The 18,436-nt window shown below is 42.6% G+C and carries 20 protein-coding genes; 7 read left to right on the forward strand and 13 right to left on the reverse strand.

Annotated elements, in window-relative coordinates; all coding sequences use genetic code 11:
• Positions 1–35: 35 nt before the first annotated feature.
• Complete coding sequence (locus tag H8S63_RS11835) at positions 36–443, reverse strand: hypothetical protein (RefSeq protein ID WP_007756879.1); 408 nt, start codon at positions 441–443, stop codon at positions 36–38.
• A 166-nt stretch (positions 444–609) separates the two neighbouring features.
• Positions 610–864: a type B 50S ribosomal protein L31 gene (locus tag H8S63_RS11840; protein ID WP_005678397.1), complete on the reverse strand. Its 255-nt coding sequence runs from the start codon at positions 862–864 to the stop codon at positions 610–612.
• 369 nt (positions 865–1,233) lie between these two features.
• Here H8S63_RS11840 and H8S63_RS11845 point away from each other — a divergent pair, with 369 nt between their 5' ends.
• The gene (locus H8S63_RS11845; protein ID WP_007756881.1) at positions 1,234–2,238 is read left to right on the forward strand and encodes a class II fructose-bisphosphate aldolase; all 1,005 of its coding nucleotides are present in this window, start codon (positions 1,234–1,236) and stop codon (positions 2,236–2,238) included.
• 92 nt (positions 2,239–2,330) lie between these two features.
• Here the strand turns inward: H8S63_RS11845 and H8S63_RS11850 are convergent, their stop codons facing one another.
• From H8S63_RS11850 to H8S63_RS11875, 6 genes are all read right to left on the reverse strand, one after another.
• Positions 2,331–3,491 carry a sodium ion-translocating decarboxylase subunit beta gene (locus H8S63_RS11850; RefSeq protein ID WP_007756882.1) on the reverse strand — a complete coding sequence of 387 codons (1,161 nt, stop codon included), beginning with the start codon at positions 3,489–3,491 and terminating at the stop codon, positions 2,331–2,333.
• Between the two features lies 1 nt (position 3,492).
• A complete protein-coding gene (locus tag H8S63_RS11855) occupies positions 3,493–3,924 on the reverse strand; it encodes a biotin/lipoyl-containing protein (protein ID WP_007756883.1) in 432 nt (143 codons plus the stop codon).
• A 24-nt stretch (positions 3,925–3,948) separates the two neighbouring features.
• The gene (locus H8S63_RS11860) at positions 3,949–4,869 is read right to left on the reverse strand and encodes an OadG family transporter subunit (protein ID WP_007758640.1); all 921 of its coding nucleotides are present in this window, start codon (positions 4,867–4,869) and stop codon (positions 3,949–3,951) included.
• 31 nt (positions 4,870–4,900) lie between these two features.
• Entirely contained in the window at positions 4,901–6,454 is a 1,554-nt protein-coding gene (locus tag H8S63_RS11865) for an acyl-CoA carboxylase subunit beta (protein ID WP_007756886.1), read from the reverse strand.
• A gap of 28 nt (positions 6,455–6,482) precedes the next feature.
• Entirely contained in the window at positions 6,483–6,887 is a 405-nt protein-coding gene (mce, locus tag H8S63_RS11870) for a methylmalonyl-CoA epimerase (RefSeq protein ID WP_002561104.1), read from the reverse strand.
• 174 nt (positions 6,888–7,061) lie between these two features.
• Positions 7,062–8,060 carry a GNAT family N-acetyltransferase gene (locus H8S63_RS11875; protein ID WP_186926893.1) on the reverse strand — a complete coding sequence of 333 codons (999 nt, stop codon included), beginning with the start codon at positions 8,058–8,060 and terminating at the stop codon, positions 7,062–7,064.
• Between the two features lie 98 nt (positions 8,061–8,158).
• Between H8S63_RS11875 and H8S63_RS11880 the strand changes: the two genes are divergently transcribed.
• From H8S63_RS11880 to H8S63_RS11905, 6 genes are read left to right on the forward strand one after another with little or no spacing between them, the layout of a single operon-like run.
• Positions 8,159–8,701: a carbonic anhydrase gene (locus H8S63_RS11880; RefSeq protein ID WP_007756890.1), complete on the forward strand. Its 543-nt coding sequence runs from the start codon at positions 8,159–8,161 to the stop codon at positions 8,699–8,701.
• A 45-nt stretch (positions 8,702–8,746) separates the two neighbouring features.
• Entirely contained in the window at positions 8,747–9,283 is a 537-nt protein-coding gene (locus tag H8S63_RS11885) for a nitroreductase family protein (protein WP_186926894.1), read from the forward strand.
• Positions 9,284–9,285: 2 nt separating this feature from the next.
• A complete protein-coding gene (locus H8S63_RS11890; RefSeq protein WP_007756900.1) occupies positions 9,286–9,621 on the forward strand; it encodes a hypothetical protein in 336 nt (111 codons plus the stop codon).
• 7 nt (positions 9,622–9,628) lie between these two features.
• Positions 9,629–10,423, forward strand: coding sequence for a Rossmann-like and DUF2520 domain-containing protein (locus H8S63_RS11895; RefSeq protein ID WP_022275523.1), 795 nt, complete (start codon positions 9,629–9,631; stop codon positions 10,421–10,423).
• Positions 10,404–10,925, forward strand: a complete 522-nt coding sequence (locus H8S63_RS11900; RefSeq protein ID WP_007756902.1) for an HAD family hydrolase — start codon at positions 10,404–10,406, stop codon at positions 10,923–10,925. The genes H8S63_RS11895 and H8S63_RS11900 overlap by 20 nt, the downstream gene beginning before the upstream one ends.
• A 48-nt stretch (positions 10,926–10,973) precedes the next feature.
• Positions 10,974–11,555 carry a Maf-like protein gene (locus H8S63_RS11905; protein WP_007756905.1) on the forward strand — a complete coding sequence of 194 codons (582 nt, stop codon included), beginning with the start codon at positions 10,974–10,976 and terminating at the stop codon, positions 11,553–11,555.
• On the opposite strand, the gene H8S63_RS11910 is transcribed toward H8S63_RS11905, so the two are convergent.
• From H8S63_RS11910 to pheS, 5 genes are all read right to left on the reverse strand, one after another.
• Positions 11,550–13,763: a tetratricopeptide repeat protein gene (locus H8S63_RS11910; RefSeq protein ID WP_007756907.1), complete on the reverse strand. Its 2,214-nt coding sequence runs from the start codon at positions 13,761–13,763 to the stop codon at positions 11,550–11,552. The two genes, H8S63_RS11905 and H8S63_RS11910, sit on opposite strands and share 6 nt — an antisense overlap.
• Before the next feature lie 159 nt (positions 13,764–13,922).
• Positions 13,923–15,182, reverse strand: a complete 1,260-nt coding sequence (gene pgk / locus H8S63_RS11915) for a phosphoglycerate kinase (RefSeq protein ID WP_007756908.1) — start codon at positions 15,180–15,182, stop codon at positions 13,923–13,925.
• 93 nt (positions 15,183–15,275) lie between these two features.
• Entirely contained in the window at positions 15,276–15,953 is a 678-nt protein-coding gene (nth, locus tag H8S63_RS11920) for an endonuclease III (protein ID WP_186926895.1), read from the reverse strand.
• Positions 15,950–17,149: an MFS transporter gene (locus H8S63_RS11925; protein WP_007756910.1), complete on the reverse strand. Its 1,200-nt coding sequence runs from the start codon at positions 17,147–17,149 to the stop codon at positions 15,950–15,952. Before H8S63_RS11925 ends, nth begins: the two co-directional genes overlap by 4 nt.
• 154 nt (positions 17,150–17,303) lie before the next feature.
• On the reverse strand, positions 17,304–18,335 hold the full coding sequence (gene pheS / locus H8S63_RS11930) for a phenylalanine--tRNA ligase subunit alpha (protein ID WP_007756911.1): 1,032 nt from the start codon (positions 18,333–18,335) through the stop codon (positions 17,304–17,306).
• Between the last annotated feature and the right edge of the window lie 101 nt (positions 18,336–18,436).

Here is an 18,436-nt window from a genome sequence, read left to right on the forward strand (position 1 = left end):
ATATGAATGTTCGGGAAAACCGAAAGATTTAGGTCTTAGCTTCTCGGTCTTTTCGATCTTCCGGAAAAGATTGTGAGTTCAAAAATGGTGAATATGATTTCTGTCGTTGTATAACCATTAAGATCATATTCCAGGTTTTCATTTTCATCGTAGTACTTGAGGTAGACAGTTGGAGTACCTTTGTCGAAATCGAGAAAAAGATAAGAGGTATAATCGTAGATACCTAAATTGGCAAATTCATTTAAGATAGCAGTGTTGAAAAGAGTGCACCATCCTGTAGTCTGTTCACAGCCGGACATTTCGAACCTACGATGCTCTTTGCTGAAATCATCCTCGTCCACATGTTTGAGTTGCCTTTTTATTTCCGAACCGAAAGAAAGGCGCTTTCTGATAAAATTGAGAACTTCTTCTTTAGTCATTTGTTCTAATTGGGTTATTTCCATTACTTTAGTTTGTTTATTATCTAACAAAGGTAGTTTCTTTATTCGGTAAAAACTGTGTACGCTGATATTTTTTAAGATTTTTCTGTTCTCTCTATGTAGTTTAAAATGAAAAAGAGGAAATTCCCTGCTGAGAATCCCCTCTTTTCATCTTTAACGAAAGATCGAATTATTTCTTCTTACGGTCACCGTAACGGCTCATGAACTTATCAACACGACCTGCAGTGTCTACCAAAGTAGATTTACCTGTATAGAACGGGTGAGAAGTGTTAGAGATTTCAATCTTCAGCAACGGATAAGTTTCACCTTCGAACTCGATGGTTTCTTTAGTTGCTACTGTTGATTTAGACAAAAACATGTCACCATTTGACATATCTTTGAATACTACCGGACGGTATGATTCTGGATGAAGGCCTTTTTTCATTTCAGTATCTGTTTTTTAATTTATATTCTGTTACTATTTTGGTAAGAAATAGTGTAATGGTCATTTTCAGTGCGCAAAGATAATGCTTTTCTGTGAAATAGAAAAAGGTTTTGCTGAAAAACTTTTGTTTATGGCGCATTGCCTATTATATAATAAGGTGTATTTGCCCGAAGAGTTATTATTTGTCTTTTAGTTATTTATTTGCAAGGTAGACATTACAATCTAATGTCTACCTTGCTTTCCGGCAAGAAATAGATGTTCTATTTAAACCTTTTTCTACTATATTTTTCTTTCCGATGTTCGTTATTCGGTGGATAATGCTTACTTTTGCGTAGAATTTTTATTCACTAACAATAAACTTTAAACAAAATGGTAAATTACAAAGATTTAGGATTGGTAAACACGAGAGAAATGTTTGCTAAGGCTATCAAAGGTGGATATGCTATCCCGGCATTCAACTTCAACAATATGGAACAGATGCAAGCTATCATCAAGGCTGCTGTTGAAACTAAATCTCCTGTGATTCTTCAGGTATCTAAAGGTGCTCGTCAGTATGCTAACGCTACTTTATTGCGTTACATGGCTCAGGGTGCTGTAGAATATGCTAAAGAATTAGGTTGCGCACATCCGGAAATCGTTCTCCACCTTGATCATGGAGATACTTTCGAAACTTGCAAATCGTGCATTGATTCAGGTTTCTCTTCAGTAATGATCGACGGTTCTCATCTTCCTTACGAAGAAAACGTTGCATTGACTAAGAAAGTAGTTGATTACGCACACCAGTTTGATGTGACAGTTGAAGGCGAACTTGGCGTATTGGCAGGTGTAGAAGATGAAGTTTCTGCTGACCACCACACATATACTGACCCTGAAGAAGTAATCGATTTTGCTACTCGTACAGGTTGCGACTCTTTGGCTATTTCAATCGGTACTTCTCACGGTGCTTACAAATTTACTCCGGAACAATGTCATATCGATCCGAAAACAGGTCGTATGGTTCCTCCTCCATTGGCATTCGAAGTATTGGACGCTGTAATGGAAAAACTTCCGGGATTCCCAATCGTTCTTCACGGATCATCTTCAGTTCCTGAAGAAGAAGTGGAAACTATCAATAAATATGGTGGTGCTTTGAAAGCTGCTATCGGTATTCCTGAAGAAGAATTGCGTAAGGCTGCTAAATCTGCAGTTTGCAAAATCAATATCGACTCAGACTCTCGTTTGGCTATGACTGCTGCTGTACGTAAGGTATTTGCTGAAAAACCGGCTGAATTCGACCCGCGTAAATATCTTGGTCCGGCTCGTGACAATATGGAAAAACTGTACAAGCACAAAATCCTTAACGTGCTCGGTTCTGACAACAAATTGGCTCAGTAATCAGATTATTCCAATATAAATATATAAGAAAAGGCTGCAACCATTATGGTTGCAGCCTTTTCTAGTTTTATGATTTTCTTTAAATCGTGATTTTACATTAAGAATCCAAGCAGGATACCGGCAGCAACTGCAGAACCGATAACTCCGGCTACGTTCGGACCCATAGCGTGCATCAGCAGGTAATTGGTCGGATCGTATTCCAAACCGATAACTTGTGAGATACGTGCAGAGTCGGGAACGGCAGATACGCCTGCATTACCGATTAACGGATTAATCTTATTGCCTTTCTTCAGGAAGAGATTGAATATCTTTACGAAGATTACGCCTGAAGCTGTTGCGATGATAAATGACAATGCACCGAGTGCGAAAATCTTGATAGAATCGAAAGTCAAGAACTCGGAAGCTTGCGTGGAAGCACCCACTGTCAACCCTAACAGAATAGTGATCGTATCAATCAGCGGACCACTTGCCGTATTGGCTAGACGACGTGTCACTCCACTCTCTTTCAATAGGTTACCGAAGAACAGCATACCTAACAAAGGCAAACCGGAAGGAACCAGGAAACAAGTCAGCAACAGACCGATAATTGGGAAAATCACTTTTTCCGTATGAGAAACAGCGCGTGGCGGCTTCATACGGATGACACGCTCGCTCTTGGTGGTGAGCAGACGCATGATAGGTGGCTGTATCACCGGAACCAGTGCCATATAAGAGTAGGCGGATACAGCAATGGCTCCCATTAAATTAGGTGCTAGTTTGGAAGACAAGAATATGGCTGTCGGACCGTCTGCACCACCAATGATACCGATTGCTCCGGCTTGCATGGGATCGAATCCCATTTCCAATGCAATCATGTACGCGCCGAAGATACCGAATTGTGCTGCTGCACCGATCAACATCAATTTCGGGTTAGAGATGAGTGCGGAGAAGTCCGTCATAGCCCCAATGCCTAAGAAAATAAGCGGCGGATACCATCCGGATGTCACTCCTTGATACAATATATTCAAAACTGAACCTTCTTCATAAATACCGACTTTCAGTCCGGCATCCATATTGAAAGGTATATTACCGATCAGTATACCGAATCCGATAGGAATCAGCAACATCGGCTCGAACTCTTTGGCTACTGCCAAATAGATAAACCCCAAGCCGACAAGAATCATGACTATGTGTCCTGTCGTAGCGTTGGCAAAGCCTGTGTAGGTCCAGAAGTCGGCTAGGTTGTTTCCTAAAAAGTTTATGAAATCTCCCATATTATTCGATAATTACGAGGTCAGTACCTTCAAGAACAGAATCTCCCTTGTTTACGTTGATTGCAGTAATCTTACCGTCTTTGTCAGCATTGATATTGTTTTCCATTTTCATGGCTTCCAATATAATGATGGTCTGTCCTTTCTTTACTGCATCTCCTACATTAACTTTAATATCGAGGATAACACCCGGAAGTGGAGATTTGACGCCTGATTTTCCGGAAGCTGGAGCGGCCGGTTTCACCACCTGAGTAGGAGCGGCCGGTGCATTAGGCATAGGACGTACTACCACAGGTTTTACGGCTGCTTTGGGCTTCTTTTCCATTTCCACTTTATAATGCGTACCGTTCACTTCTACGTGAGCGATATTATCTTCAATATCTCCGATGGTTACTTTATATAAGTTACCGTTGATTTTATATTTATATTCTTTCATCGTTTTTACTTTTTATAAGGTGACTTACTTTCTGGGAGGAGTTTCGCGCAAAGTATAAATCTTTGAACTCCACGGTGAATAGCTCCGTTTTACGCGAGTAATGGTCAGTACAGTTTCTTCTACATCATGTACTTCATCCTGCATTTCGTGCAATGCCATAGAAATAGCGGCATAAACTTCGCCCGGAGCTTGTGACAACTCTTTGGCTTCATGCTTGTCGATTCCTTTGGATTTCATTGTATTACGCTTACTCAGGTTGACGGCGACTTTACCTACTACTTTGAAAGCGATATACAGAAGGATAAGTCCGCAGAATACTACGCTCATGGCTGAAATGGACATGCCGATACCAACCGAGTCATGTTCTTCGAATTTTTCCATCTTGGCATTGCTGTCAAGAGTTTGGTTATTTGTGCTCGGTGTAACATATTTGTCACTGCTTCCACCTTTCACTTCCCATTCTGCTGCTCCGTCGCTAACACGTGCATACGATTGGTTAGGGCCTAAAACACCGGCGGGTATCACAACCTCGTCGATTAACTTTTTACCGGAGTCAAATAACCCGATCCAATTGGCGGCTTCCGGATTCAGCTTGCAACTTGTGTGGAAAGTACCACGGTTAGGCTCGCCGTCTGCCCAGAAAAGGGCATGTTGACGCGGCTTTATCAGTGTCAGTACGTCACCTTTCGGAATAAAGTAAGTAACTGTATCGCCCGGTTGGTTGCTCACTTTCAGTAAGCAAGCTGCCAGATCGGCGCTACCGAATGATTTATTGAATATTTCAATCCATGCGCTGTGCAGTCCGTAGTCATCCTGAAAATTACTTTGGTTGTCTATCAGGACTTCGTTCAGTACCAGCTTGCTGTTCGACTTTTTCTCTCCACAAGAAGTGAGCCCGATCAGTAATAGCAGAGAAAGGAATATTCCGATTTTGGTTTTATTCATAATCGTTCTTGTTTTAATGTGAAAAGTTGGATTACAACGGAATATTTCCATGCTTCTTAGCCGGATTGGTCAGTTTCTTAGTCTGCAACTGTTGTAAAGCGCGAATAACACGGAAACGTGTGTTACGTGGCTCAATCACATCGTCAATGTAACCGTATTTAGCGGCATTATAAGGATTAGCAAACAATTTCGTGTATTCTGCTTCTTTCTCGGCTAGGAATTGAGCGGGATTCTCCTGATCTTTAGCTTCGCGTGCATATAATACCTCTACTGCTCCGGCACCACCCATTACTGCGATTTCAGCAGTCGGCCATGCATAATTCATGTCACCGCGAAGCTGCTTACAACTCATCACAATATGAGAACCTCCGTAGGACTTACGCAAAGTAATAGTTACTTTAGGTACGGTAGCCTCACCGTATGCATATAATAATTTAGCACCGTGCAGGATTACACCGTTGTATTCCTGGCCTGTTCCCGGAAGGAATCCCGGTACATCTACCAGCGATACGATAGGAATATTGAACGCATCGCAGAAACGGACGAAACGTGCACCCTTACGAGATGCGTTGCTATCGAGCACACCTGCCAGATATTTCGGCTGGTTGGCAACGATACCTACTGACTGTCCGTTGAAACGTGCGAAACCGATGATAATATTCTTAGCATAATCTTTTTGGATTTCCAGGAATTCTCCGTTATCTACGATGGCTCCGATCACTTCGTACATATCATACGGCTTAGTCGGACTATCGGGAATAATATCATTCAAAGAATCTTCCAGACGATCGATTGGGTCTGTGCAATCCACATACGGAGCTTCTTCAAGGTTATTTTGAGGAATATAGCTCAACAGTTTGCGGATTAATGCGAAACCTTCTTCTTCGGTTTTAGCAGTGAAATGAGTGACGCCTGATTTGGTAGAGTGAACACTTGCGCCACCGAGATTTTCCTGGCTGACGTCTTCACCTGTTACTGTTTTTACAACTTTCGGTCCGGTAAGGAACATATAGGAAGTACCTTCCATCATCAAAGTGAAATCCGTTAGAGCCGGAGAGTATACGGCACCACCAGCACAAGGACCGAAGATACCGGAAATTTGCGGAATGACACCGGAGGCAAGGATATTACGTTGGAAGATTTCAGCATAGCCGGCAAGAGCATTGATACCCTCTTGAATACGTGCACCGCCTGAGTCGTTGATACCGATACAAGGTGCCCCCATCTTCATGGCCTGATCCATGATTTTGCAAATCTTCTGTGACATTGTTTCAGACAGTGAACCGGCAGAAACGGTGAAGTCCTGTGCGAACACATATACCAGACGTCCTTCGATAGTACCGCAACCGGTTACTACACCGTCTCCGGGATAGTGCTTCTTGTCCATGCCGAAGTTCGTACATCTGTGCTCAACGAACATGTCCATTTCTTCAAAGCTACCTTCATCCAGCAACATAGCTAGACGTTCGCGTGCTGTGTATTTCCCTTTTTCATGTTGCTTCGCAATTGCTTTTTCACCGCCTCCGAGACGTGCTACGGCACGGCGTTCAATAAGCTCTTTAATTTTTTCAAGTTGATTACTCATGAGTTCTTGTTAGTTTTAGAGTTTATGATTAATGTTCGCAGAGTTCTGTCAGCACACCTAGAGTGGACTTCGGGTGGAGGAAAGCGATATTCAAACCTTCGGCACCCTTGCGCGGAGCCTTGTCAATCAGGCGGATTTCTTTGCTTTCTGCTTCTGCCAAAGCATTGGCTACGCCATCTTCTACGGCAAATGCAACGTGATGAACACCTGCACCTTTGTTTTCAATAAACTTAGCGATGGTACTCTCGGGGCAAGTCGGCTCCAACAGCTCAATTTTTGTTTCGCCTACTTTTAAGAAAGCAGTTCTTACCTTTTGATCTTCCACTGTTTCAATGTTGTAACATTTCAGACCCAATACATTTTCGTAGTAAGGAAGGGCTTCTTCGATGCTTTTTACAGCAATGCCCAGATGTTCAATGTGTGAAATCTTCATAACTATACTTTTTTATTTGGTTTTAATTATGTGCTTATATGGCATAAAACAGCACAAAGAAAGACAATTCTTACCTAATAAAGAAATATTTCTGCATTTAATTGCTGCGTTATAAAGCATAAAAAATCATAGGACAGGGATATGAAGAGCTGTTTTGTAATCTTGAGATTACATTTAGACATAAAATTTGACTAGAAGATTGTTTAGCCAAGTCCAACTGACACGAAACCAGCGGCGGGTGCTGCTTTGTTTTCCGCCAAAGCGAAGCACGAAATCCCGATAGCCATGTTTACGGAACGGAAGTCCTACATCCATGAATTCCATGTGGCGGAACCCGCGTTGATGGGCATCTTCCAATGCTTTCCAAACAGCCAGTATACCGGGATATTGCAATGCGTATGTCTTTCGCATTCCTCCTGAAAACCAAAGGAAGGCACTCTCTCCGGAATAGATACAGACAGCTCCGCCGATAATTTTCTCCTTATATTTGACGATGAATATTTTTGCCTGTTTGCCTCTGATGAGCATACTGTTCATGTGTCGGAAGAAATCGTTGGCGGGGAAATATCTGCGTATACGGGAGGAATAGACTTTATGTAGCATTCGTGAGAAATCACGAATCTCTTCTACTGTATGTGCTTCTTCTACTTTTGCTCCATTCTTAAGTCCTTTTTTTATTTGCCGGATACGTGACGGACTAAAGCGGTCTTCTACATTTTTCATACTATGCAGCGAGTTGCGTACCCGTAGCCAATTGACCGGAAAGTAGTTATTGTTTCGGAAGAAACGATAACCGAACATTGAATTATTCAGATTACGGAATTCGATAAGGAAGCAGGTGCGTGTTGCCTCCTGAGTGAGATGCTCAAGCATCTCTCCAAAAACTTCCTCAGCTTTTTCCTTGTTAGCGGAAAGCGACTCATCCAGCCCTTCGCCTTCACTGTATACTACACAGTGTTTTACCAATGAAGAGGGGAGCCATCTTTTTGCTTTGCGGATGGCTGCGAGTAAACGTGCCATCGGTTTGCCGTTTTCCGTTGCCACTATCAATAAAGGAGTATAACCCGGAGTCGCTTCGTAAATCAGAAACAGCTCTTTGGAATGAAAGGTATTCTTTCCCGGCAAATCAGGAATATCCTTTCCTTTATAATATGTTGTTAGTTTAAGTGGCATTCAACTACAAATTTACAATTTTTATTTCTCATACAACAAGAAAACGGATAATTTGTTACTTTTGTGTATTAGTAAAATATATAAATGGAATAACTACTATGATTGACGAGATTTTAGCTTATAACAAGCAATTTGTAGAGAAGAAAGGATATGAAGAGTATATAACGAACAAGTATCCTGATAAAAAAATAGCGATTCTTTCTTGCATGGATACCCGTCTGACAGCATTGCTTCCGGCTGCGTTGGGTATAAAGAATGGTGATGTGAAAATGATAAAAAATGCAGGAGGGGTTATTTCCCATCCTTTCGGCAGTGTGATTCGCAGCTTGCTCGTTGCCATTTTTGAGTTGGGAGTAGAAGAGATTATGGTGATTGCCCATTCTGACTGTGGGGCTTGCCACATGCATAGTGAGGAGATGATCGGGAAAATGAAAGCGCGGGGGATCAATCCGGATTATATTGACATGATGCGTTTCTGTGGAGTGGATTTTAATTCCTGGTTGGACGGTTTTGAAGATACGGAAAAGTCGGTAAGAGGAACTGTTGATTTTATCGTACACCATCCTTTGATTCCTTCGGATGTGAGAGTTTACGGATTTATTATTGATTCTACGACCGGAGAATTGACGAGAATAGTATAATTGCATTATCTTTGCATACATTAATCAGATGAAACCGGAAATGATATGGAAAATTTCAGTGAATTGATAAAGAACCGTCGCAGTATGCGTAAGTTTACTGATGAAGAACTGACTCAGGATGAGGTGGTTGTCTTGATGAAAGCCGCTTTGATGTCTCCCTCTTCCAAACGTAGTAATAGTTGGCAATTTATAGTTGTTGATGATAAAGAGGTATTGAAAGAATTGTCTCATTGTAAGGAACAGGCTTCTTCATTCATTGCCGACGCTGCTTTGGCAATTGTGGTAATGGCCGATCCGTTGGCCAGTGATGTTTGGATTGAAGATGCTTCTATTGCTTCTATCATGATACAGTTGCAGGCCGAAGATCTCGGCTTGGGAAGCTGCTGGGTGCAGGTTCGCGAACGTTTCACTGCTACCGGAATGCCTTCCGATGAATTTGTTCATGGAATCCTGGGTATTCCTCTGCAACTTCAAATTCTTTCCGTTATTGCTATCGGACATAAAGGGATGGAACGTAAACCTTTCAACGAAGAACATCTTCAATGGGAGAAAATTCATATTAATAAATTCGGAGGAAAATAAATATGGGAGCTGCTAAAGCGAGTAACAGCAAAGATACTTATTTGGCTACTGCTGTTACCTTTATCGTTATCGGAGCACTTTATCTGATTGATAAACTGATTCATTTCTCTACCCTCGGGTTGCCTTGGGTGATGAATAAAGACAATATGTTATTGTATGCTTCGATCTGTTTTCTTATTTTCAAACGCGATAAATCAATTGGTTTTGTGTTACTTGGTCTTTGGCTAGTGATGAATATCGGCTTGGTTATGTCATTGCTGGGTTCGTTATCCGGGTATCTGCTGCCATTGACTCTGCTCATTATCGGAATCATTTTATTCTGGTTTGCAAAACGGTAAAGAAGTAATGAATAGAAGTATAGAAGATACCCCGATTGTATTTATCGGTGCCGGGAATTTGGCCACTAATCTGGCAAAGGCGCTTTATTACAAAGGTTTTCGTATCGTGCAAGTGTATAGTCGGACGGAAGAATCTGCCCGTGCTTTAGCCGAACAGGTAGAAGCCGGATATACAACGGATTTACAGGAAATATCAAAAGAAGCCCGATTATATATTGTATCTCTGAAAGATGCGGCTTTTGTTGAATTATTGCCTCAGATAACGGAAGGAAAGCAAGATGCGCTGTTGGTACATACGGCGGGCAGTATCCCGATGAGTGTTTGGGAGAAATATGCGGAACGTTATGGAGTGTTTTACCCCATGCAGACTTTCAGTAAGCAACGTGAAGTTAATTTCCGGGAAATACCCTTCTTTGTTGAGGCGAAAAGACCGGAAGATGTGGAACTTCTGAAAGCGATAGCTGCGACTCTTTCGGATAATGTGTACGAGATAACTTCCGAACAGCGTAAGAGTCTTCATTTGGCTGCTGTCTTTATCTGTAATTTTACAAATCATATGTACGCCTTAGCGGCGGATTTGCTTGAAAAGTATAATCTGCCTTTTGATGTTATGCTTCCGTTGATTGATGAGACTGCGCGTAAAGTACACGAATTGACACCTCATGAGGCACAAACCGGACCGGCAGTGCGTTATGATGAAAATGTGATAAGTAATCATCTTGCTATGTTGGTAGATTCTCCGGCATTGCAGGAAATATATAAACTAATGAGTAAAAGTATCCATGAGCACCATCAACTATGATTTATCCCGTATCAAGGCTTTAGCTTTCGATGTTGACGGAGTCTTGAGTTCGACCACAGTTCCCCTGCATCCCTCCGGTGAACCGATGCGTACTGTGAATATTAAGGATGGTTATGCTATCCAACTTGCCGTAAAGAAAGGGCTTCATATCGCTATCATTACCGGAGGGCGGACAGAAGCCGTACGTATCCGCTTTGAAGGCTTGGGAGTGAAGGATTTGTATATGGGCTCTGCCGTAAAGATACATGATTATCATGCGTTCCGTGATAAATACGGATTGTCTGACGATGAAATATTATATATGGGGGATGATGTGCCCGATATAGAAGTGATGCGTGAATGCGGTCTTCCCTGCTGCCCGAAAGATGCTGTTCCAGAAGTAAAATCCGTAGCAAAGTACATCTCTTATGCTGACGGCGGTCATGGCTGCGGACGTGATGTGGTGGAGCAAGTGCTGAAAGCTCATGGGCTGTGGATGGCACAGGATGCTTTTGGTTGGTAGTACACAAAAAAGAACAAACAGAATAACTAATTCGTAATTGATAAAGTAATGCTTGATAATTTAAAGAAATATCAGATCATATTAGCTTCCAACTCGCCTCGTCGGAAAGAGCTAATGTCAGGTTTGGGAGTAGATTATGTGGTAAGGACTTTACCCGATGTGGATGAATCCTATCCGGATACATTGGCTGGAGCGGAGATACCCGAATTCATAGCCCGTGAAAAGGCGGACGCCTATCGTGCAATGATGAAATCGGGAGAATTATTAGTGACTGCTGATACCATTGTCTGGTTGGATGGTCAGGTTTTGGGCAAACCGGAAGGGAGAGAAGGGGCTGTTGAAATGCTCCGTGCACTTTCGGGGAAATCACATCAGGTTTTTACCGGTGTTTGCCTGACTACCACTGAATGGCAGAAAAGTTTTACCGCATCTTCCGATGTCCTGTTCGATGTCTTGTCTGACGATGAAATACAGTATTATGTCGATCGTTACCAACCTATGGATAAGGCGGGAGCATACGGTGTACAGGAATGGATTGGATATATCGGAGTGAAATCTATTTCCGGTAGCTTCTATAATATAATGGGACTCCCCATACAAAAGCTGTACGGGGAGTTGAAAAAGTTATAATAAATCCAACATTAAAGGAATGTCTTCTTCTCGAACACCTTGTTTGAGAAGAGCTTCTTCATCTTTATGGAACATTTCCAGGAAATGTTCACGGCTTTCACAGGCTATAATTGCCTTTTCATAGAAAGTGACCGCTTTTTGGATATCTCCCATCACCCATGCAACGTGCCCGGCATTCATGTAATCGATTGCCTGCGGCTTTTGTCCGATGATTTTCTCGTAATATTTCATGGCTTGTTTATATTTCCGGCTGATGAATGAGCACCATCCGATACCACGCCATGCTTTCATGCAATTGCTCTTGATGAAGTCCAACTTGAAGAAGTAATTCAACGCTTCTTCATATTGTTCCATTTCTGCCAGGCAATTACCGATATAGAAAATTACGTTTGCATCTTCCGGAGCCACTTCCTCTACCTTTTTATAATAGGTGAGAGCCGCCCGGTAGTTCTTAGTCAGCCGATAGCAGGTAGCCAGATGGCGGTTGTTCCAGATGTTATCCGGTTTTAGTGTATCAGCTTTCAGATAGGCCTGAATAGCTTCTTCGTATTGTTTTGTTTTCTGTAACACATATCCGAACTTTTGGTAACCGTCAGCAATATCGTCCCCTTCAAATTCTCCGATTTCTTCCAACTCTTTGTAGATTTCGACCGCTTCCTCCCAGCGTTCTTTTGATATATAGAAGTCGGCGATGGGGAATAACACGTCTGCCCAATACAAGATATTGTCGAGTGCGGGAACATTATGGAAGTCAAGTTTATCCTGAAAAATATCTCTGAATTCCTGTCGGCGCACGCTCAGTTTGAAGAAACGGTAAAGATCGTGTAAATACTGGTTGCTGATAGCACCCGGACTTTCGTTAAGCCGTTTTATCATTTCAGGATTTGAATTTGAATTCTCCATCAATTCGTTCATTTGCTGCTCGTTGAGCTGGCTGAGCATCATCTCCTGCTGCGCTTGGGGTAATTGGTGGATGGTGAAAAACAACGAATATTTGTCGCTATTGCTGAAGATTCCCGCTTCAAGTATCAGGTCCAATACAGTGTTTCCTTTATTACCTGTTTTTTTCAGCGCTTTTAGTACGCTGGAGTGTTGCTTGCTGAAAGGATAGAACCAGTTCTGCACTTCACGGAAGAACGGATAACTCTTCAGAGCGGCAAATGTACTCATATATACATCAGCTCCTTCAAGCTGGAGCTCGCTCATTTCACGCAGCTTGTCTCCCAAACCGGATTTTTCGAAAGTGTCTTCCCAATCCGGATTCTTGTCATCGTTCTCTTCATCGTTCTCCTCTAGGTCGAATCGCATATTCTTCATAGAAGAAACAGACTTCAACATTTCAGGAATAATCTCTTCCCGCATCTTTTTATCGATTTTCTCTGTTTCCTGACATAAGAGCATTTGGTGATAAACACGTGCGACCTCCTTTCTGAATGTAGGGATTTCATCCATGAGATCTACTCTCTTGAGGATTTCCGGATAAAAGATCAAACGGTTTCTGTAAATGTGGAAGATAATCATTACACCTACCAATGCCCGTTGGCTAACGCTGACGTTCGAATGACTGTATGCGTTGAGTAGCCACATTATTTTCCGCACATCGAAACTTTCCATCAAACTTAGTGTGACAGCGCTTGTGAACAGGCATAAATCTTCTCCTGGAAGTAATTCGGATGCAAGCATGGCTTGTGCCTCTTCTTCGTCCTGAGGAGTCCATGCGCTGTTTGTCCATACCCTGACGAACATGAATTTGAGTGTGTCTTCATGCCGTTTCAGGACTTCATCCATTTTTGTGTCAGAGAGTAATCCGCTGACTGCCAAGTCGTCATTGAAAGACTCCAATATATGCAGTATTGTTTTAATGCCGTAGTTCGCTAAGTCCGGTGATGTAGGAGTGCGGCGCACTTTGTGATAATAGTTGGATGAAGCGTTGTCTAGCATGAGCAACCGCGATTGGTCGGCGATAGCCCACGTATCCGTAAGCATTTTCTGATACAGATTCCATCGTTCGGGATCATTGGCTCCCTGTCTCATATAATCGAGCATATACTTATATGAAGTTTGCAGCTGTTCCAATCGGGTACGTAAATCCCAGTCAGAGCATTGCCACAACAGGGATTCCAATTGTATCAAGGCTTCCTTAAGTCTTCTATCTTCAAGTAAGGAATATATATATGCGTATTGTTCATTAATTGTTTTTTCGTTCATAATTTGATTAATTATTTATTTCTTTCCATCTACATGGAACAGTGCAAAAAGAATGCCAAAAAAGGAAATCAACGTATTAACCTTCATTATAGGTTATAAATAAGGGCAACTCTTTTCACAAAGAACTGCCCTTCAAGAATGTTGAAATCTTATGTGAATTTATTCTTGAATAGCGGCGATACCCGGAAGGATTTTTCCTTCGATTGCTTCAAGTAATGCGCCACCACCTGTTGAAACGTAAGATACACCGTTGGCCAGACCGAACTTGTTGACACAAGCTACAGAGTCACCACCACCGACGAGTGAGAAAGCACCGTTCTTGGTTGCTTCAACGATTGCTTCACCTACTGTACGTGAACCGTGAGTGAAGTTGTCAAATTCGAATACACCTGTAGGACCGTTCCAAAGAATAGTCTTAGATCCTTTGATAACGTTAGCGAAGATTTCTTCAGTCTTAGGACCGATATCAAGACCTTCCCATCCATCAGGAATTTCGTTAACCGGACAGAATTTAGTATTTGCATCGTTAGAAAAAGCGTCAGCGATTTTAGCGTCAACAGCCAAAACCAGGTTCACACCTTTTTCTTTAGCCTTCTTAATCAGATCCAAAGCCAAGTCAAGTTTGTCGTCCTCGCAGATAGAGATACCGATTTTACCACCTTGCGCTTTAGTAAATGTATAAGTCATACCACCTGCGATAATCAAGTTGTCTACCTTGTTCAACAGGTTTTCGATGATTTCGATTTTAGAAGAAACTTTAGAGCCACCCATGATAGCAGTGAACGGACGTTTGATATCGTTCAATACTTTATCTACGGCTTTCACTTCTTTTTCCATCAGGTAACCGAACATCTTGTTATCAGTATCGAAATATTTAGCGATCAATGCCGTAGAAGCATGAGCACGGTGAGCGGTACCGAATGCGTCGTTTACATAGCAGTCAGCGTAAGAAGCCAATTTCTTGGTAAATTCTTTCTGGCTTTCTTTTACAGCTTTCTTTGCAGCAGCTTTTTCTTCGTCAGTTGCGTCTTCTGCCAAACCTCTTGGTTTGCCTTCTTCTTCAGCATAGAAACGAAGGTTTTCGAGCAACAGCACTTCGCCCGGTTGCAGAGCAGCAGCTTTCACGGCAGCTTCTTCACCCATACAGTCGTTAGCAAACTGAACTTCAACACCCAGCAATTCAGACAGGTGTTTGATGATATGTTTCAAAGAAAATTTATCGGCAACGCCTTTCGGACGACCCAGATGAGAGCCAATGATGATGCTTCCGCCGTCTGCAAGGATCTTCTTCAAAGTAGGAAGAGCCGCACGCATACGGGTGTCGTCTGTGATGTTGAAGTTTTCGTCCAAGGGTACATTGAAGTCCACGCGAACAAATGCCTTTTTTCCGGCAAAATTGAATTTGTCAATTGTCTGCATAATACTCTATTTTTATTTAAAAGTGTTTTTAAGATTCTTCGTTAAGAACGACCGCAAAGTTACTATTTATTTCGGTTCTCCGCTATTAAATCGTTATTTATTCTTGGCTTTTGATTCCTCTTTTGTAACTTTATAGGTGTTACAGAAATATTTGCACATCATTTGCAAACCACAGGTAGCACATTTGGGAGTACGTGCCTGACAAACATAACGACCGTGAAGGATTAGCCAATGATGGGCGATAGGGATCAGTTCTTCCGGAATATTCTTTATCAGTTCTTTTTCCACACTAAACGGAGTAGTGCAACTGTCCGGCACTAATCCGATGCGGTGGCTTACCCGGAATACGTGTGTGTCAACCGCCATTGCCGCTTTATTGAATACTACGGACTGAATCACGTTGGCCGTCTTCCTGCCCACACCGGGCAGCTTTGTCAAGTCTTCCAGATTATCGGGAACTTGGCTTTGGAAGTCATTCACCAGCATTTTTGCCATGCCGACCAGATGTTTCGCCTTGTTGTTCGGATAAGATACACTCCGGATATATTCAAAAACGACTTCGGGAGTGGTGGCTGCCAAAGCCTCCGGAGTTGGAAAATCTTTATATAAAGTCGGAGTAATCATATTTACTCGTTTGTCCGTGCATTGGGCGGAGAGGATTACTGCGATCAGCAGTTCGTACGGATTGTTGTAATGTAATTCTGTTTCGGCCACAGGCACGTTCTCCTGAAACCAGGCGATCACTTTCTCATAACGTTCTTTCTTTCTCATCGTAGTTTGTTTTTATGGTAATGAGGCGTTACTTTGATTTTAAAATAGATGGCGGAAACTACCGTCAGGCAGGCTCCGAACAGATAGGCTTTGTCAAATGTGCTGATTTCCGCAATATATCCTCCCGTCAGCATACCAATACCGATTCCTACATCCCACGAAGTAAGATAGGTGGAAGTGGCCGTCCCCCGTTGGCTGTTGGGGGCCAGGTTGACAAACAGCGTATTGAATGCCGGAAACATGATCCCGAAGCCTACGCCCATCAGTAGTGCGACACCGAAAAACAGGATTGTGCAGGCCGCTTCATTCCATTGAATCAGATATACGCAAGAAGCTAACAGAAAGAAACTGAAAATGACAAGATACAGTCCGGTGGCTATTATTTGTGTTATTTTCCCCCGATCCACCAACTTCCCGGAGAATATCCGGGAGATAGCCATACCGATAGCCATAAAAGTGAAGAAGAATCCCGTTTGCGTGTTTATTCCTATCTGACGGGCATACATGGCTACATAATTGGTAGTCATGCCGTAAGGAATAGAAAGCAACAACAGGCTAAGTCCGGCAGGCAATCCTTTTAACAAGATAAACCGGTCGAGTGAAATAGGTTCCCGTTTCACCGGAGGTTTATAGGGTGTTTTTACTAAACTGGCGGAAATAAATCCCAATACACATGAACCGAGCGCATAACAGAATATCGTAGCAAAAGAGACTCCCGCGTCATGCAGGAATAATCCGAACATCGGTCCGATGGACATCGCTGTGTTGTTTGTAAGTCCGTAATATCCTAAACCTTCGCCTCTGCGTGAAGAGGGCATAATATCGATAACGACTGTATTTCCGCCCACTGTAACCATCCCGAACGAGACACCGTGTATAATACGGAATATGATAAATAAGGTCAGTGAACCGGCAATCAGATAACCGCCGAACATCATCATAAAGATAAAATAAGCGAAAAGATACAGCGGTTTGCGTGCAAATGTATCAAGCAGATAACCGGAAAACGGACGAATGCAAAGTGCCGCTACTGTATAACAGGAAAGTACGATGCCAATGATAGAGGTCCCTGCCTGGAAAAACTCGGATAAATAAAACGGCAAAACGGGAATCAGCAGCCAGAAACCGAAGTAGAGCAGAAAATTGGCTGCCAAGATGAAACAATAACTAGGAGTAATGAGTCTATCCTTTGCCATAATGAATGTATTTGTTTCACCGCAGAGGACGCAGAGGACGCAGAGTCTCACGGAGTTTTTCTTTCTAATGACTTTCTATGAAGAACGAGCCGTAATTGATACGGCTGAAATAAGAACTCTGTGTCCTCTGCGTCCTCTGTGGTGAAATCTAAATTTAGTAAGCGCTTTCGAATTCCTTCAGGAAGCGTGTGTCATTTTCAGAGAACAGTCTGAGGTCGTTGACGCGATATTTTAAGTTGGTGATTCGTTCAATACCCATTCCTAAAGCATAACCGCTATATATCTTGCTGTCAATACCGTTCAGCTCCAGCACGTTCGGATCTACCATACCGCAACCTAAAATTTCCACCCAACCTGTGTGTTTGCAGAAAGGACAACCTTTTCCACCGCAGATGTTACAGCTTATATCCATTTCGGCACTGGGCTCTGTGAAAGGGAAGTAAGAAGGACGCAGGCGGATTTTGGTATCTTCACCGAACATTTCGCGGGCAAAAAGAAGCAATGCCTGTTTCAAATCCGTGAAAGACACGTTGCGGTCTACGTATAAAGCTTCCACTTGGTGGAAGAAGGCGTGTGCACGGTAGCTGATAGCTTCGTTACGATATACGCGTCCTGGACAAAGTACGCGGATAGGAGGCTGTGTAGACTCCATTACACGGCTCTGTACGCTGGATGTATGTGTACGCAAAACGACATTGTGAGACACTTCGGTATTGTTATCAATAAAGAAAGTGTCTTGCATATCGCGTGCCGGATGGTCTTCCGCAAAGTTCATGGAAGAGAATACATGCCAGTCGTCTTCGATTTCCGGTCCGTCTGCGATGTTGAAACCCATTCGGGCAAAAATATCGATGATTTCGTTCTTCACGATTGTGAGCGGATGGCGTGTACCAAGTTTCACAGGATAAGCCGAACGGGTCAAATCCAATCCGTCGCAACCGTTGTCTTGGTTTTCAAACTGCTCTTTCAGCGCATTGATTTTATCCTGCGCTTTCGTTTTCAGTTCATTCAGCCTCATGCCGACTTCCTTTTTCTGCTCAGCCGGTACGTTGCGAAAATCTGCCATTAAGTCGTTAATGGCTCCCTTCTTGCTAAGGTATTTGATGCGGAGAGCTTCGAGTTCTTCGGCATTGGAGGCGTGCAAGGCTTCCACCTCTTTCAGAAGTTGTTCAATCTTAGCTATCATATTTTTGATATATTGTTATTCAGTTTCTTGGTAAAAACCTTGCAAAGATATAATATTTATTTCAGTTAGTAAAATCTATATAGACGTTTTTATGGAGTTCC

The sequence above is a fragment of the Bacteroides sp. NSJ-39 genome, from assembly GCF_014287315.1.
In the GTDB taxonomy this organism is placed as follows: domain Bacteria; phylum Bacteroidota; class Bacteroidia; order Bacteroidales; family Bacteroidaceae; genus Bacteroides; species Bacteroides finegoldii.

Coding starts and splice junctions, on each gene's coding strand:
- H8S63_RS11835 (WP_007756879.1), bottom strand. CDS start 443: ATGGAAATAACCCAATTAGAACAAATGACTAAAGAAGAAGTTCTCAAT.
- H8S63_RS11840 (WP_005678397.1), bottom strand. CDS start 864: ATGAAAAAAGGCCTTCATCCAGAATCATACCGTCCGGTAGTATTCAAA.
- H8S63_RS11845 (WP_007756881.1), top strand. CDS start 1,234: ATGGTAAATTACAAAGATTTAGGATTGGTAAACACGAGAGAAATGTTT.
- H8S63_RS11850 (WP_007756882.1), bottom strand. CDS start 3,491: ATGGGAGATTTCATAAACTTTTTAGGAAACAACCTAGCCGACTTCTGG.
- H8S63_RS11855 (WP_007756883.1), bottom strand. CDS start 3,924: ATGAAAGAATATAAATATAAAATCAACGGTAACTTATATAAAGTAACC.
- H8S63_RS11860 (WP_007758640.1), bottom strand. CDS start 4,869: ATGAATAAAACCAAAATCGGAATATTCCTTTCTCTGCTATTACTGATC.
- H8S63_RS11865 (WP_007756886.1), bottom strand. CDS start 6,454: ATGAGTAATCAACTTGAAAAAATTAAAGAGCTTATTGAACGCCGTGCC.
- mce (WP_002561104.1), bottom strand. CDS start 6,887: ATGAAGATTTCACACATTGAACATCTGGGCATTGCTGTAAAAAGCATC.
- H8S63_RS11875 (WP_186926893.1), bottom strand. CDS start 8,060: ATGCCACTTAAACTAACAACATATTATAAAGGAAAGGATATTCCTGAT.
- H8S63_RS11880 (WP_007756890.1), top strand. CDS start 8,159: ATGATTGACGAGATTTTAGCTTATAACAAGCAATTTGTAGAGAAGAAA.
- H8S63_RS11885 (WP_186926894.1), top strand. CDS start 8,747: ATGGAAAATTTCAGTGAATTGATAAAGAACCGTCGCAGTATGCGTAAG.
- H8S63_RS11890 (WP_007756900.1), top strand. CDS start 9,286: ATGGGAGCTGCTAAAGCGAGTAACAGCAAAGATACTTATTTGGCTACT.
- H8S63_RS11895 (WP_022275523.1), top strand. CDS start 9,629: ATGAATAGAAGTATAGAAGATACCCCGATTGTATTTATCGGTGCCGGG.
- H8S63_RS11900 (WP_007756902.1), top strand. CDS start 10,404: ATGAGCACCATCAACTATGATTTATCCCGTATCAAGGCTTTAGCTTTC.
- H8S63_RS11905 (WP_007756905.1), top strand. CDS start 10,974: ATGCTTGATAATTTAAAGAAATATCAGATCATATTAGCTTCCAACTCG.
- H8S63_RS11910 (WP_007756907.1), bottom strand. CDS start 13,763: ATGAACGAAAAAACAATTAATGAACAATACGCATATATATATTCCTTA.
- pgk (WP_007756908.1), bottom strand. CDS start 15,182: ATGCAGACAATTGACAAATTCAATTTTGCCGGAAAAAAGGCATTTGTT.
- nth (WP_186926895.1), bottom strand. CDS start 15,953: ATGAGAAAGAAAGAACGTTATGAGAAAGTGATCGCCTGGTTTCAGGAG.
- H8S63_RS11925 (WP_007756910.1), bottom strand. CDS start 17,149: ATGGCAAAGGATAGACTCATTACTCCTAGTTATTGTTTCATCTTGGCA.
- pheS (WP_007756911.1), bottom strand. CDS start 18,335: ATGATAGCTAAGATTGAACAACTTCTGAAAGAGGTGGAAGCCTTGCAC.